At 60.9% G+C, this 13,416-nt stretch carries 15 protein-coding genes; 10 read left to right on the forward strand and 5 right to left on the reverse strand.

The genetic code is table 11. From position 1 onward, the window contains the following. Positions 1-33 precede the first annotated feature (33 nt). The gene (metF, locus tag BW967_RS10955; protein WP_076485118.1) at positions 34-900 is read right to left on the reverse strand and encodes a methylenetetrahydrofolate reductase [NAD(P)H]; all 867 of its coding nucleotides are present in this window, start codon (positions 898-900) and stop codon (positions 34-36) included. 89 nt (positions 901-989) lie between these two features. Here metF and BW967_RS10960 point away from each other — a divergent pair, with 89 nt between their 5' ends. From BW967_RS10960 to BW967_RS10975, 4 genes are all read left to right on the forward strand, one after another. After that, positions 990-1,895, forward strand: a complete 906-nt coding sequence (locus BW967_RS10960) for a LysR family transcriptional regulator (RefSeq protein ID WP_076485119.1) — start codon at positions 990-992, stop codon at positions 1,893-1,895. 78 nt (positions 1,896-1,973) lie between these two features. Further along, positions 1,974-3,170 carry an MFS transporter gene (locus BW967_RS10965; RefSeq protein WP_076485120.1) on the forward strand — a complete coding sequence of 399 codons (1,197 nt, stop codon included), beginning with the start codon at positions 1,974-1,976 and terminating at the stop codon, positions 3,168-3,170. 61 nt (positions 3,171-3,231) lie between these two features. Next, the gene (locus BW967_RS10970; protein WP_076485121.1) at positions 3,232-4,023 is read left to right on the forward strand and encodes an inositol monophosphatase family protein; all 792 of its coding nucleotides are present in this window, start codon (positions 3,232-3,234) and stop codon (positions 4,021-4,023) included. Positions 4,024-4,131: 108 nt separating this feature from the next. Next, a complete protein-coding gene (locus BW967_RS10975) occupies positions 4,132-4,773 on the forward strand; it encodes a hypothetical protein (protein WP_076485122.1) in 642 nt (213 codons plus the stop codon). Here the strand turns inward: BW967_RS10975 and BW967_RS10980 are convergent. Together BW967_RS10980 and ald are read right to left on the reverse strand one after the other, a co-directional pair. Beyond that, positions 4,770-5,465 carry a glutathione S-transferase N-terminal domain-containing protein gene (locus BW967_RS10980; RefSeq protein ID WP_076485123.1) on the reverse strand — a complete coding sequence of 232 codons (696 nt, stop codon included), beginning with the start codon at positions 5,463-5,465 and terminating at the stop codon, positions 4,770-4,772. The two genes, BW967_RS10975 and BW967_RS10980, sit on opposite strands and share 4 nt — an antisense overlap. 93 nt (positions 5,466-5,558) lie before the next feature. Beyond that, a complete protein-coding gene (ald, locus tag BW967_RS10985) occupies positions 5,559-6,677 on the reverse strand; it encodes an alanine dehydrogenase (RefSeq protein WP_076485124.1) in 1,119 nt (372 codons plus the stop codon). Positions 6,678-6,817: 140 nt separating this feature from the next. Here ald and BW967_RS10990 point away from each other — a divergent pair, with 140 nt between their 5' ends. After that, the gene (locus BW967_RS10990) at positions 6,818-7,276 is read left to right on the forward strand and encodes an Lrp/AsnC family transcriptional regulator (RefSeq protein ID WP_076485125.1); all 459 of its coding nucleotides are present in this window, start codon (positions 6,818-6,820) and stop codon (positions 7,274-7,276) included. Between the two features lie 2 nt (positions 7,277-7,278). On the opposite strand, the gene BW967_RS10995 is transcribed toward BW967_RS10990, so the two are convergent. Then, positions 7,279-8,727 carry a TrkH family potassium uptake protein gene (locus BW967_RS10995; protein ID WP_076485289.1) on the reverse strand — a complete coding sequence of 483 codons (1,449 nt, stop codon included), beginning with the start codon at positions 8,725-8,727 and terminating at the stop codon, positions 7,279-7,281. Between the two features lie 122 nt (positions 8,728-8,849). Between BW967_RS10995 and BW967_RS11000 the strand changes: the two genes are divergently transcribed. Beyond that, positions 8,850-9,155 (forward strand): hypothetical protein, encoded by a 306-nt coding sequence (locus tag BW967_RS11000; protein ID WP_076485126.1) that lies wholly within the window; start codon positions 8,850-8,852, stop codon positions 9,153-9,155. A gap of 1 nt (position 9,156) precedes the next feature. Continuing rightward, a complete protein-coding gene (locus BW967_RS11005; RefSeq protein ID WP_076485127.1) occupies positions 9,157-10,860 on the forward strand; it encodes a methyl-accepting chemotaxis protein in 1,704 nt (567 codons plus the stop codon). A gap of 97 nt (positions 10,861-10,957) precedes the next feature. On the opposite strand, the gene rpsU is transcribed toward BW967_RS11005, so the two are convergent. Beyond that, on the reverse strand, positions 10,958-11,164 hold the full coding sequence (gene rpsU / locus BW967_RS11010) for a 30S ribosomal protein S21 (RefSeq protein WP_010398727.1): 207 nt from the start codon (positions 11,162-11,164) through the stop codon (positions 10,958-10,960). A gap of 105 nt (positions 11,165-11,269) precedes the next feature. On the opposite strand from rpsU, the gene BW967_RS11015 reads away from it, so the two are divergent. Genes BW967_RS11015 through BW967_RS11025 form a run of 3 tightly spaced genes read left to right on the forward strand, consistent with a single transcriptional unit; the run spans position 11,270 to position 13,413 of the window. Continuing rightward, positions 11,270-11,947, forward strand: a complete 678-nt coding sequence (locus BW967_RS11015; RefSeq protein WP_076485128.1) for a COQ9 family protein — start codon at positions 11,270-11,272, stop codon at positions 11,945-11,947. Further along, positions 11,944-12,930 carry an NAD(P)H-quinone oxidoreductase gene (locus BW967_RS11020; RefSeq protein WP_076485129.1) on the forward strand — a complete coding sequence of 329 codons (987 nt, stop codon included), beginning with the start codon at positions 11,944-11,946 and terminating at the stop codon, positions 12,928-12,930. The genes BW967_RS11015 and BW967_RS11020 overlap by 4 nt, the downstream gene beginning before the upstream one ends. A 27-nt stretch (positions 12,931-12,957) precedes the next feature. Then, positions 12,958-13,413: a SpoIIAA family protein gene (locus BW967_RS11025; protein ID WP_076485130.1), complete on the forward strand. Its 456-nt coding sequence runs from the start codon at positions 12,958-12,960 to the stop codon at positions 13,411-13,413. Positions 13,414-13,416: the final 3 nt, after the last annotated feature.

Below are 13,416 nucleotides of genomic sequence, written 5' to 3' on the forward strand. Positions count from 1 at the left end.
CCCCCTTTGAAAGTTTCGTTACGTCAGGTGCTTTCAGGCGACGTTTTCGAGCACGACACCGGGGTTGATGCGCAGCGCGTGGCACACTTCGCGGGTCATTTCGGGGCGGTTGAGCGTGTAGAAATGCAGCTCATCCACACCACCAGCAACCAAATTGTCGCAAAGCTCGGTGCACAGCGCGGTCGCCAGAAGCTGTTCGCGCCCATCACGGGTGGCGGTTTCAAACGCCTCTTCCACCCAAGCGGGGATCGAGGTGCCACAGCGCTTGGCAAAACCCTTCGCGCCTTTCCACGATTGGATCGGCAAAATGCCCGGAATGATCGGTGCGGTGATCCCTTCTTTCACGCAGGCATCGCGGAAGCGGAAGAAGGTCTCTGCCTCAAAGAAGAACTGAGTGATCGCCGAGGTCGCGCCCGCGTCGATTTTGCGCTTGAGCCAGCGCACATCGGCCATCGGGTCGGTGGCTTCCGGATGCGGCTCGGGATAGGCGCCGCAACGAATGTTGAAGCGGCCATCTTTCGCCAGCCATTCGATCAGCTCGACCGACGAGGCAAAGCCCTCGGGATGCGGGGTGAACCGATCTGCGCCTTTCGGCGGGTCGCCGCGCAGCGCGACGATCTCGGTCACGCCAACCTCGGCATAGGAATCGATGATCTCTTGGGTTTCGGCTTTCGTCGCGTCGACGCAGGTCAAATGCGCGGCGACATTGAGCCCATAATGCTCGTGGATCGTTTCCACCGCATCATGGGTCAATTTGCGGGTCGTGCCGCCAGCCCCGTAGGTGACCGAGGCAAACGTCGGGTTGAGAGGCGCCAGAACCTGCACCGTTTCCCACAGGCGGAACGACGCATCGAGGGTCTGCGGCGGGAAGAATTCAAAGCTGACTTTGGGCGTGGGCATGTGACTGTCCTTTCGTTATCCCCTTGTCTCATATTCGAGCATGTGAAACAAACTCATAAAGTTCAAGATGGTCTTGAGGTTGGTTCATAATGCACTTGGAGTTCCGTCACCTGCGCACGATCAAAGCGATCCATGACGCGGGTGGATTGGCTAAAGCGGCAGATATTTTGCACATCACGCAAAGCGCGCTTAGCCATCAGGTGAAGGGGCTCGAAGAACAAGCGGGGGTCGAGCTTTTTGCCCGCCGTTCCAAACCGTTGCGCCTATCGGCGGCGGGGCTGAAATTGCTTCGGCTTGCCGAACGCATCCTGCCTGAAATTGAGGCAACCGAGGCGGAATTTGCCGCGATCCGACAAGGCCGTGTGGGGCGGCTTCACATCGCGATTGAGTGCCACGCCTGTTATGATTGGCTGTTTCCAGTGCTTGAGGCTTTTCGTCGCGCCTGGCCCGATATCGACATCGACATCCGTCCGGGACTCGCTTTCAACGCACTGCCCGCGCTGGCCCGCGAAGAGGTGGATCTGGTGATTTCATCAGACCCGGAGAAGCTCGAGGGCATCACCTTCAACCCGCTTTTCGACTATTCGCCCACCTTCATTGCGGCGGCGCATTCGCCGCTGGCCGAAAAGCCCTTTGTGGTGGCGGAAGACTTTGTCGATCAGACGCTGATCACCTATCCGATCGACCGCGCCCGGTCGGATGTGTTTTCGCTTCTGTTGACGCCCGCGCGAGTGACGCCCAAAGCGCACCGCCAAGTCGAACTTACGGCGGTGATCTTGATGTTGGTCGCCTCGGGTCGTGGCGTGGCGGTGCTGCCCGACTGGGTGCTGCGCGAGGTGAAATACCAACCCGATTACATTACCAAACCGGTGACGGAAAACGGCTTGACCAAGCGCCTCTATGCCGCGACCCGCGCCGAGGATATTGCGGAACCCTATATGGCGCATTTCCTGCGGCTCGCGCGGACAGAACCGGTCAAGCTGCAACGCGCCTGATGTAACGGGCACAATCTTGCGCGTGACGGGGGAGCCGGGGCGCGGTTAAATCGCGCCTTCACATCCCGCAAGGCTCCGATGACCGCTATACCCCAGCCGCGCGCCGCCAGCGCGACCGTCTTCCCGATTCTTTTCGCGATTTCCGCCTGCCACATGCTCAATGATGTGATGCAGTCGATGCTGTCGTCGATCTACCCGATCCTGAAGGCAGATTTTGCGCTGGATTACTGGCAGATCGGGCTTTTGACGCTGGCTTTTCAGGGCACGGCCTCGCTGTTGCAGCCCGCGATTGGCATTTTTACCGATGCCCGCCCGCAGCCGTGGTCTTTGCCTGTGGCGTCGGTCTCCACATTTGTTGGCGTGATGGGGCTCGCTTTCGCGCCCTCTTATGCGGCGCTGATTTTGGGGGCGATGTTCGTGGGCTTTGGCTCGGCGATCTTTCACCCCGAATCAAGCCGGGTGGCGCGCATTGCTTCCGGTGGGCGGTTCGGTTTGGCGCAATCTGTGTTTCAGGTGGGCGGTAACTTTGGCACGGCGATCGGGCCGCTTCTGGCCGCCTTCATCGTGTTGCCTTTCGGGCGGCCCTCGGTCGCGCTTTTTGGTGCGCTGGCGGTGATTGCGGGCATGATCCTCGTCCGCGTGAGCCGCTGGTATGCCGCGCATCTGAATGACCGCAAGCGCAAGCCCGTTGATAAAACCCTGCCCCTGCCGCGCAACCGCACGATTGCCGCGATCACCGTTCTGGTGATTCTGGTTTTCTCGAAAAACGTCTACATGGCCTCGCTTGGCTCTTATTACACCTTCTATCTGATCGAGAGTTTTGGTGTGGACACGCGGACTGCACAGCTGATGCTGTTCCTCTTCTTGGGCGCTGTCGCGGCGGGCACGGTGCTGGGCGGGCCAGTGGCAGACCGTTGGGGGCCGATGACGGTGATCTGGATTTCGATCTTGGGCGTTCTGCCCTTCACGCTGGCGCTGCCGCATGTGGGGCTCGCGGGGTCGGCGATCCTCAGCGTGCTGATCGGGCTTATTCTCGCCTCGGCCTTTTCCGCCATTGTTGTCTTTGCGCAGGAACTTTTGCCCGGCCGGGTGGGCATGGTGGCGGGCATCTTCTTTGGGCTGAGCTTTGGCCTTGGCGGGATTGCCGCCGCGGCCTTGGGCCTGATGGCAGACCATTACGGCATTCGCACCGTGTATCTGATTTGCTCTGCCCTGCCTGCGCTGGGGATCTTGACGATCTTCTTGCCCAAACGCATCGAATTCCTTGCCCGCTGACCCTCTTGGAATCTTTACCTCTGCCGTGTAAGGCAAGCGCTTGAACGCAAGGAGCCCCCCGATGCAAGGCAGTGCCAACCTCAACCTGATGATCAAGGCCGCGCGCAAAGCGGGTCGCTCGCTGGTGAAAGACTTCCGCGAGGTGGAAAACCTGCAAGTCTCGGCCAAAGGTCCGGGGGACTTCGTGTCGAAAGCCGACCGCGAAGCGGAGCGGATCATCAAAGAAGAACTGCGCGGTGCGCGCCCGTCTTATGGCTGGCTTGGCGAGGAAACCGGCGCGGAAGATGGCGAAGATCCGACCCGGCGTTGGATCGTTGATCCACTGGATGGCACCACCAACTTTCTGCACGGCCTTCCGCATTGGGCGGTGTCGATCGCCTTGGAACATAAGGGCGAAGTGGTTGCGGGCGTGGTGTTCGATGCTGCGAAAGATGAGCTTTACTACGCCGAAAAAGGCCTTGGTGCCTTTATGAACGAAAGCCGTCTGCGGGTTTCCGGGCGTCGCCACATGATTGAGGCGATTTTTGCCACCGGCGTGCCCTTTGGCGGCCGCTCCACCCTGCCGGCGACGTTGCAAGATCTTGCGCGTCTGATGCCGGTTTGTGCGGGTGTGCGCCGTTGGGGCGCTGCGGCGCTTGATCTCGCCTATGTCGCCTCGGGCCGGTATGACGGCTATTGGGAGCGTGGCATCAATGCGTGGGACATGGCCGCGGGGCTGATTCTGGTCAAAGAAGCGGGCGGATTCGTCGGCCCGGTGCGCGAAGGCCGCGATATCTTCGAATCCGGTGCCGTGATCGCGGGCAACGCCGAACTTTACGAGCCTCTGTGCAAGATCTTGCGCGAAGCTGCCTGAACAAGGCGCGGCCATAACGTGAACGAGGGGCGAACAAAGCCGTTTCTCGTTCACCACTTGTTAGCCACATTATGACAGGCTGCCTGCATCACCAGAAGGGGATGCACCATGCTATTCAATGCTGCTTGGACGCTCGCGGGAACCGCTTTTTCGTCATTAACCACCAAAGAGCCGCTGTTCGCGCTGGAATCTGCGCTGGAAGAGATTGGCCGCGCCGCGCGTGACATTGCCTTCGTGGAAACCGCAGATGTGATCGCGCTGGGGCGCATCAAGGCGCTGCGCGACATGATCACCGCGTGTCAGGATGAAGCCGAGATTGAAACCGATCAGACGGTGGCGATGGAACTTGCGGCGGCCGTTGATGGGCTGACCGAGGATTTGGCCTCTCATGAGGAAACCTTGCCGCTGGAACGCGCCTTTCGGGCCGATCAGCGCGATCAGGCGCTTGCCCGGATCGAGGCGGCGCAAGGCAAGCTGCGCGATTTCATTGAAACCAAAGGGCAAGAGGCACAGGTTTTTGACCCGGCCTTGACCCGCGAAGAGGTGGTGGAACTGGCGCAAGCCGCGCTTGCACGCAGCCCCGAACAGATTGTCGCCGCCGCAAGGCTTGAGGCAGAGGCGCGCTTCGCGGGCGCCCCGATTCCGATGCCAGAGCGCGCAACCTTTCATTTTACCCAGCCCGAAGGGTGGACAGCTTGGCTGGCCACCCGCATCGCCGAACGTGTCGGGCGCGATATGCCCGCCGATTAATCCCGCTTCGGGCTGACAAGGCCGCGCTGTACGGCGGGACGGGCCAAAAACCGCTCCAGATAGGCCGGGATGTTTGCCAAGGCGTCCCAGCCAACCAGATCGGTGGCTTTGTATCCGTCGCGCAGCGCGCGCAACCACGGCGCAATCGCCATATCGGCAATCGTATAGTCGCCGCAAATCCACTCTTTCCCAGCCAACGCGCCATCCAGCACCTTGAGCAGGCGCTCGGCCTCGGCGCGGTAGCGTTCTTTCGGGCGCGGGTCTTCGATTTCTTTGCCTGCATAAGCGTGGAAGAAGCCAAGCTGGCCGAGCATCGGCCCAAGGCCGCCCATCTGCCACATCAGCCATTGCAGCACCTCATAGCGCTGCGCTTGCGGCAGGAATTTCCCCGTTTTCTCGGCCAGATAGATTAAGATCGCGCCGCTTTCAAAAAGCGGCATCGGCGCGCCATTTGGCCCATCGGGGTCAATGATCGCGGGGATCTTGTTATTGGGGTTGAGAGACAGAAATTCCGGCGTCATCTGGTCATTGGTGTCGAATTTCACCAGATGCGGCTCATAGGCCAGCCCGCATTCTTCCAGCATGATCGAGACTTTCACCCCATTGGGCGTGGTCAGCGAATAAAGCTGGATCACGTCCGGGTTGGTGGCGGGCCAGCGCTGCGTGATCGGGAATTGCGTCAGATCGGTCATAATGCCTCCATTTTGCGCGAGCCTGCCCGAATTCGCCCATCGAATAAAGCGAACCAGCGCACAGCCCCTGTTCGGGGCTGCGCGCCCATCGGGTCAAAGCGTGAGCGCCTCTGAAGGGGGCAGATAGGGCAGGCCCTGCTCCTCGGCAACCGGGGCGCAGGTGATTTGGCCTGCGTGGACATTGAGCCCCGCCATAAGATGCGGGTCATCCGCGCAAGCCTGCCGCCAGCCCTTATTGGCCAGCGCCAGCAAGAACGGGAGTGTTGCATTGCCAAGCGCTTGCGTGGCGGTGCGAGCTACTGCGCCGGGCATATTGGCGACGCAATAATGCACGATCCCATCGACTTCAAAGATCGGGTCGTGGTGCGTGGTGGGGTGTGATGTTTCAAAACACCCGCCTTGGTCAATCGCCACATCTACCAGCACGGCGCCGGGCTGCATGGTGGACAGCATCGCGCGCGTCACCAACTTGGGCGCGGCAGCCCCCGGCACCAAAACGGCCCCAATCACCAGATCGGCTTCCGCCACCAATTCGGCGGTCAGCGCGGCAGAGGCATAGCCGGTGCGGAAATCGCGCCCATAAACCTCATCCAAGTGCCGTAACCGGGGAAGAGAACGGTCCAGAACGGTGACCTCTGCCCCCATACCGGCCGCGACGCGGGCCGCTTGCGTGCCGACCACGCCGCCACCAATCACCAGCACTTTGGCAGGCAAAACACCCGGCACGCCGCCCATGAGCACGCCGCGTCCGCCATTGGCTTTTTGCAGCGCCCAAGCCCCCACTTGCGGCGCGAGCTTCCCCGCAACCTCGGACATCGGCGCCAAAAGCGGCAAGCCGCCCATCCGGTCGGTCACGGTTTCATAGGCAATGCACGTGGCGCCAGAGGCGACCAGATCAGCCGTCTGCGCTGGGTCGGGGGCGAGATGCAGATAGGTGAACAGAACTTGGCCCGGTGACAGAAGCGCCCTTTCTTGGGGCTGCGGTTCCTTCACCTTCACCACCATCTCTGCCCCGCCCCAAACGCTCGCGGCATCGGCGGCAATCACCGCCCCGGCGGCGGTGTAATCCGCATCGCTATAGCCTGCCCCAAGCCCCGCGTCGGTTTCCACCAACACCGTGTGCCCATGCGCCACCGCCTCATGCACGGCATGGGGCGTCATGCCGACGCGAAATTCCTGCGGTTTGATTTCCTTCACGCAACCGATTTTCATGGCCTCTCCTCCCGTATCAGCTTTGTTTTAGTGTGCGCTTGGTTGCGGGAAAGGTTTGGTCAAATTTGCTTGCGAAACGGGCCTGATCGCGCGCATATCTGCGGGAAACCTGCCTAACCTTCGTGGAAAGTTGCGCCCTTATGAGCCTCGACGCTACAGATCGCCGGATTTTGACCGTATTGCAAAAGCAGGGTCGCATTTCCAACGCCGAGTTGAGCGAGCGGGTGAACCTGTCGGCTTCGGCCTGCCACCGACGGGTGCAGCGACTTGAGGAAGATGGCTATATCAAAGATTATGTCGCGCTCTTGGATAGTCGTCGTTTGGGGTGCCCGACCACGGTTTTTGTTGAGATCACGCTCTCTGGGCAGGCCGATGAGGTGCTGGAAGCCTTTGAGCGTGAGGTGAAGAAAATCCCCGATGTGCTCGAATGCCATCTGATGGCGGGGTCTGCGGATTACCTTCTGAAGGTCGTAGCCGAAGATACCGAAGATTTTGCCCGCATCCACCGCTCCAAACTGGCGCGCTTACCGGGGGTGCAGGGGATGCAAAGTTCGTTCGCTTTGCGCACCGTGTTCAAGACAACGGCTTTGCCGATTTAAGCTTAGTCGCGCCAGAAGCGCGGCAACACCAGCACCAAGATCGCCAAAAGCCCCAGCCGCCCAAGCAGCATCGACAGGCTCATCAGCCAGGTCGCAAGGTCATTGTAATCGGCCATCGTTCCGGTGGCGGCGACGGTGGGGCCAATGCCAAAGCCGATATTCCCAATCGCCCCCCAGCTGGCAAACAGCGCGGAGGAAAAGTCTACCCCCGTCATCGAAATCAGCACCGCAACGATGCCTTGGGTCAGAATGTATCCGGTGACGTGCAGGATCAGCGGGCCCATCGTGGCCTCGTCCAGCGGTTTGCCATCATAGCGCGGAAGCACCACGCGGTTGGGCGAGTGCAATTGCCGGATTGCGGTTTTGATCGCTTCCAGAACCACCTGCACCCGGAACACCGACAGCGAACCAGAGGTGGAGCCGGTACAGCCGCCCGACATGCCCACCAAGAACACCAGCACCAGCACAAAGGCGCCCCAAGCCTCGACCGAGGCGACGCCAAAACCTGTGCCGGTCAGGATCGAAACAAAGTTGAACGCCGTTTCGCGGAAGATCTGCTCGAAGGGAAGGTCTTCGTGGGCGTAGCGCCAAAGAACAGCCAGCAGCGTGTAGTAAAGAGACCATCGCAAGAAGGCGCGTACCTGTGAGTCGCGCCAAATCGGGGAAAGCTGCCCTTGAACGATCTGCACGAAGCGGATCAGCGGCAACCCGGCAAGCAACATGAAGATGATCGAGGCGTAATGCGTCGCTATTGGATAATGCGCAAAGCTTTGGTCTGAGGTTGCAAAGCCGCCAGTCGACATTGTCGTCATCGCATTGGCAATCGCGTCGAAGGTCTGCATGCCGCAGGCGACATAGGCCAGCGCACAGGCGATTGTCAGCACAGAATAAACCTGCAACAGCGCCAAGGCGATATCGGTGGCGCGAGGCAGCACCTTGCCGAAAGTGTCGAACCCCTCCGTCTGAAAAAAGCGCATCCCGCCGATCCGCATCACCGGCAAAAAGATCATCGCGACAAAGGCGATGCCAAGCCCACCGGCCCATTGCAGCATTGCCCGCCACAACAACACCGAGCGCGGCATCTCATCCAGATATTGGAACACGGTGTAACCGGTCGTGGTGAGCCCTGATGCAGCCTCGAAATAGGCATCTGTCAGGCTGACATCCGGCGCGCCATGGACGAAGGGGAGGGCGGCAAAAGCCGGGGCCAGCAGCCAGATCGCGGCGGTCAGCATATAGGCTTGGCGCAGCGATAGCGGCTGTGGAGTATCGGTCCGGCTGGCGATGGACAAAAGCGCGCCAAAGAGCAGCGTCTCGACCGAGGATTGCAGCATCGCCATCCAGTTCGGGTCGGCGAGCAGGTAGTCATAACCGGCGGGCAGCAGCATCGCTGCGCCCAGAGCCAGCAGAATGTGGCCGAAAATATAGAAGACGGGTCCGAAATCGGTCATCGGCACGAGCGATGCGCGGGCACGCGCGGGGACGCAACTCACGAAATCGTGAGCGAAGCCTTCTGCGCGCGCGAAAACCTCGCGTTAAGCCCTTGGCGCTAGGGTCGCGCGAGGAGATATCGATGCGACTCGAGCTTTTGGTCATAGCCTTCTCGGTTGTTGTGGGTCCGGTCGCGGCCCTTCTCGGCGCCGGGGCAACCGGCGCCGGACCATGGGTCATCGTTGTGCCCCCTTGGAAAGATGCGGAACTTTTGGCTGAGCGCGCGCAAGCGCGGCTGATCGGCCCCGTAGCTGCGCCAATGGGGCATTTGGTGGCGCCGCTCAATGGCCAAACCGCCGCGACGGGCGCGGTGACACGGCTTGCTGCCGCGGGGGCTTGGGCCGTTGTCGATGCGGAAACGATCTTGGAATTGTGTGGAGTGGAATAACATGACGACGGCCAGCACAGATGCGGGGGCCACCGCACAACGATTGAAATTTTATCTTGTGGCCATTGTGGCCTGCGCCGTGTTGGTGACGGGCGTGGCCATTTGGGTCGGAACGGCGACCATTCCTGCCACCGCCATTGCGTGGGTTTTTGTGGGGGTGACGGTGCTCGGCTATCTGCGGGGCGACACCACCAGTGGGCGCACCTTGGTGGCGCAGGGCCTTGTGGGTCAGGCCATTGCCTTTACAGCGGCGCTTGCGGGCCACCCGTGGCAGATTGACAGCCATATGGTCTATTTCGCGGTGATGGCCGCCTTGGTCGCGATGGTCGACATTCGACCGCTGATTTTCGCGGCAGCCACGATCGCGCTGCATCACCTGTCGCTTTCGGTGTTTGTGCCGCGGTTGGTCTATCCGAGCGTTGAGCTTTTGGTGAATATCGAGCGGACGGCCTTTCATGGTGTGGTTGTTGTGGTGGAAACCGCTGTGCTTGTGGTGACGGTGCTGCATCGCAAGAAGATGGAAGCTTCGATCTCGGCGCAATTGGTCGATCTGCAAGCGCTTTCGGCGCAGGCTGAGGCTGCGCAACGGACCGCAGAAGAATCCGCGCAAAATGCTGAATTGCGCCAGCATGAGGCAGAAGAAGCGCTGGCCGAGGCCGAGGAAATGCGCCGCCAATCCGAAGAAACCGCGCGCAACGCGGCCGAAGCGAATACCCGTGCTTTGGAAGCCTCTGAGCGGTTGGCATCGGAGCGCAGTGAACATGCGCAGCATTCCGAAGAGGTCGTGGCGCAATTGCAAAACGCGCTTCGGATGCTTTCGCAAGGCGATCTTTCGGTGCGGCTCGCGCGGCTGGATGCCAACGAATACGGCACGCTGAGCGAAGACTTCAATCTTGCGGTTGAGCAACTCGCCGCCGCGATCGGTGTGGCTTTGGGCTGCGCTGAAGAGATCACCGCCCAAATCGGCGAGATCAATGGTGCGTCTGAGGAACTGTCTGAGCGCACCGAGAAACAGGCCCATGCGCTGGCCAATACCGCTGCGGCGATGAACGAGCTTTCAAGCTCTGTGGGCTCTGCCGCCCAAATGGCGGGCTCTGCCGCCGATGCCGCGCAAAGTGCCGAGAAATTGGCGCGCGGCAGCACCGAGCTTGGCAGCGCCTCGATCCATGCGATGGGCGAGATCGAGCAAAGCTCGCATCAAATCGCCTCGATCACCTCGGTCATCGACGACATCGCCTTCCAAACCAACCTTCTGGCGCTCAACGCCGGGGTGGAAGCCGCGCGTGCAGGCGAGGCGGGGCGTGGCTTTGCCGTTGTGGCCTCGGAGGTGCGCGACTTGGCGCAACGCTCCTCGGCTTCGGCGCGTGAAATCTCGACCCTGATCCAATCGTCGGAGCGGCAGGTGAAAACTGGGGTGGAACTGGTGAACCAGATGGTTTCCACGCTCGATGAAATCACCAAAGCGGTGGAAAACATCTCTTCCCGCGTAGGCGAAATTGCCCGCTCCGCCGAGGAACAATCGCGCGCGCTGACAGACATCAACGGCTCGGTCGAGCAGCTCGATTCGGTAACGCAGCAAAACGTGGCGATGTTTGAAGAAACCACCGCCGCGAGCCGCGTGCTGAATGGGATGGCCGCACAATTGCGTGATGCCACCGCCCATTTCCGGCTTGAGGCGCAAGCGGCGCAGCATCGCGCCGCCTGATCCGCGCCACAGTTTTGAAAAAGCAAAACCCCCGACGGCGATGCCTCGGGGGTTTACTCTGCGGGCGAACCCGCCAGCGTATTCAAACGCCTGTGTCTTAGAGCGCGCCTTCGCGCTGGGCCTTCTTACGTGCCAGTTTACGGGCACGGCGGATGGCTTCGGCTTTCTCGCGCGCTTTCTTCACGGACGGTTTCTCGAAATGCTGCTTAAGCTTCATTTCACGGAAAACCCCCTCGCGCTGAAGTTTTTTCTTCAGGGCACGAAGCGCTTGTTCGACGTTGTTGTCGCGAACGCTGACCTGCATGTGGTGTCACCACCTTCCTAAGTTTGAGTTGCATCGCTTTGCAGGAAGCGGCCATATAGCAAAGGGAAAGGCATTTGTCTACTCTTGCCGCACTAGGGAAAAGCGATGAAAAACGACCATTTGGAAGTGTCGCGCCTACGCGCTGACCTGCTTGACGCGATTGAACCGCATGTGCCCTTTGATGGCTGGTCGGAACCGGCTTTCCAATCGGCAATTTCGGACCTTGGAGTTGATCCGGCGCTGGCGCGCTTGGCTTGCCCGCGCGGGGCTGTTGATCTGGCGGCGGAATATCACCGTGCCGCCGACCGCGCCTTGGCCAAGGCCTTGGCAGAGGCCAATTTTGAAGGGATGCGCTTTCGCGATAAGGTCGCGACCGCTGTTCGGATGCGCTTTGACCTTGTCGACCGTGATCTGGTGAGCCGGGGCGCTTCGGTCTTTGCCTTGCCGCAAAACGGGGTGATGGGCGCGAAGCTTGTTTGGGAAACGGCGGATCTCATTTGGCGCGCGCTCGGCGACACGAGCGAAGATTACAACTGGTATTCGAAACGCCTAACGCTGTCGGGGGTGATTTCTTCGACCACGCTGTTTTGGATTGGCGATGACAGCGAAGGCCATGCCGAAAGCTGGGCGTTCTTGGATCACCGGATCGAAAACGTTCTGGCGCTTGATAAGGTCAAATCCGGCCTGATGAAGGTGCCGGGGCTGAAAAACGTTCTCGAAAACCTGCGCCCGCCGTGCCGCATGGCCGCGCCCGGTCGCTACACGGGCGAGGAACCGGCATGAGTGTGCCGCAGCAAATGCAATGTATCGAAATCGCGGCGCCCGGTGGGCCCGAGGTTTTGAAGCTTTCCAGCCGCGCTGTTCCGGTGCCGGGGCCGGGAGAATTGCTGATTGAGGTCGCTTGGGCAGGCGTAAACCGCCCCGATGCGCTGCAACGGGCAGGCGCCTATAAAGCGCCGCCAAGTGCATCAGACCTGCCGGGGCTGGAATGTTCGGGCATCGTCGCGGCCGTCGGCCCCGAGGTGACGGGCTGGCAAGTGGGTGATGCGGTATGCGCGCTTTTGCCCGGTGGCGGCTATGCCGAATATGCAACCTGCCCGGCGGTGCATGCCCTGCCGATTCCGCATGGGGTGAGCCTGCGCGATGCGGCTTGTTTGCCCGAGACTTGCTTCACCGTGTGGTCCACCGTGGTGATGCGCGGCGGGTTGAAGGCGGGGGAACGGTTTTTGGTGCATGGCGGCTCGTCCGGGATTGGCACCACGGCGATCCAAATTGCCACCGCGCTTGGTGCGCGGGTCTGGGCCACGGCGGGCAGCGCTGAGAAATGCGCCGCCTGTGATGCCCTTGGCGCCACGGCCATCAATTACCGCGAGGCCGATTTTGTGGAGGTATTGCGCGCTGAGGGCGGCGCGAACCTTGTGCTTGATATGGTCGGCGGCAGCTACATTGCCCGCAATATCAAGGCCATGGCGGATGATGCACGGATGGTCTTCATCGCGTTTTTGGAAAGCCCCAAGGCCGAGTTGAACTTTGCCCAGATCATGCTGCGCCGCCTGACCATCGCCGGGGCCACGCTGCGCCCGCAATCTGATGCCGCCAAGGCCGAGATTGCGCGGCAATTGCAAGCCGAGGTGTGGCCGATGGTGGAGGCCGGCAAGCTCAAAGTGGTGCATGACAGCACTTATCCGCTTGCGGAGGCGGCGGCGGCCCATGCGCGGATGGAGACGAACGCCCATATCGGAAAGATCGTTTTGAAGGTTCGCTAGAGCCTTCTCCAACCGAGGGAGGAGAAAATGACCAAAGGACGTTTTACCCTGCTCGACGGGTTTCCCGCCGATGTTCTGGCGGTGGAGGCGCATGGGCGGATCGACCATGATGCCTATGTAGAAGATCTGATCCCCGCGGTAGAAGAACGCCTTACCGCTGCCGGGCGGCTCAAATTGCTTTACGCGCTGGGGGCGGATTTCGAGGGGTTCACCGCAGGCGCGATGTTTGAAGATGGCAAGGTTGGGCTGTTGCATCTGGCCGATTTTGCCCGCATCGCGGTGGTGAGTGATGTCGCTTGGATTTCGGCGGGCGTGCGTCTTTTCGCGCCGCTGATCCGTTGCCCGGTGCGCACTTTCCCGCGTGCCGAAATGGCTGAGGCACGGGTTTGGATTAGTGCCGATCCGGAGCGGGCAGGTGGGCCCGAAGTGGCCGCGGATCAAAAGCTTATGATGCTCGAAGATCGCGAGCCGCCTGCCAGCTAAGTT

The organism is Rhodobacter aestuarii (genome assembly GCF_900156655.1).
GTDB lineage: Bacteria > Pseudomonadota > Alphaproteobacteria > Rhodobacterales > Rhodobacteraceae > Rhodobacter > Rhodobacter aestuarii.

What these genes read in the sequence shown, in the direction of transcription:
- BW967_RS11015 (WP_076485128.1), top strand. Translation starts at nt 11,270, where the DNA reads ATGAAAAACGACCATTTGGAAGTGTCGCGCCTACGCGCTGACCTGCTT.
- ald (WP_076485124.1), bottom strand. Translation starts at nt 6,677, where the DNA reads ATGAAAATCGGTTGCGTGAAGGAAATCAAACCGCAGGAATTTCGCGTC.
- BW967_RS10965 (WP_076485120.1), top strand. Translation starts at nt 1,974, where the DNA reads ATGACCGCTATACCCCAGCCGCGCGCCGCCAGCGCGACCGTCTTCCCG.
- BW967_RS10995 (WP_076485289.1), bottom strand. Translation starts at nt 8,727, where the DNA reads ATGACCGATTTCGGACCCGTCTTCTATATTTTCGGCCACATTCTGCTG.
- BW967_RS10975 (WP_076485122.1), top strand. Translation starts at nt 4,132, where the DNA reads ATGCTATTCAATGCTGCTTGGACGCTCGCGGGAACCGCTTTTTCGTCA.
- BW967_RS10970 (WP_076485121.1), top strand. Translation starts at nt 3,232, where the DNA reads ATGCAAGGCAGTGCCAACCTCAACCTGATGATCAAGGCCGCGCGCAAA.
- BW967_RS11020 (WP_076485129.1), top strand. Translation starts at nt 11,944, where the DNA reads ATGAGTGTGCCGCAGCAAATGCAATGTATCGAAATCGCGGCGCCCGGT.
- rpsU (WP_010398727.1), bottom strand. Translation starts at nt 11,164, where the DNA reads ATGCAGGTCAGCGTTCGCGACAACAACGTCGAACAAGCGCTTCGTGCC.
- BW967_RS10990 (WP_076485125.1), top strand. Translation starts at nt 6,818, where the DNA reads ATGAGCCTCGACGCTACAGATCGCCGGATTTTGACCGTATTGCAAAAG.
- BW967_RS11025 (WP_076485130.1), top strand. Translation starts at nt 12,958, where the DNA reads ATGACCAAAGGACGTTTTACCCTGCTCGACGGGTTTCCCGCCGATGTT.
- BW967_RS10980 (WP_076485123.1), bottom strand. Translation starts at nt 5,465, where the DNA reads ATGACCGATCTGACGCAATTCCCGATCACGCAGCGCTGGCCCGCCACC.
- BW967_RS10960 (WP_076485119.1), top strand. Translation starts at nt 990, where the DNA reads ATGCACTTGGAGTTCCGTCACCTGCGCACGATCAAAGCGATCCATGAC.
- BW967_RS11000 (WP_076485126.1), top strand. Translation starts at nt 8,850, where the DNA reads ATGCGACTCGAGCTTTTGGTCATAGCCTTCTCGGTTGTTGTGGGTCCG.
- metF (WP_076485118.1), bottom strand. Translation starts at nt 900, where the DNA reads ATGCCCACGCCCAAAGTCAGCTTTGAATTCTTCCCGCCGCAGACCCTC.
- BW967_RS11005 (WP_076485127.1), top strand. Translation starts at nt 9,157, where the DNA reads ATGACGACGGCCAGCACAGATGCGGGGGCCACCGCACAACGATTGAAA.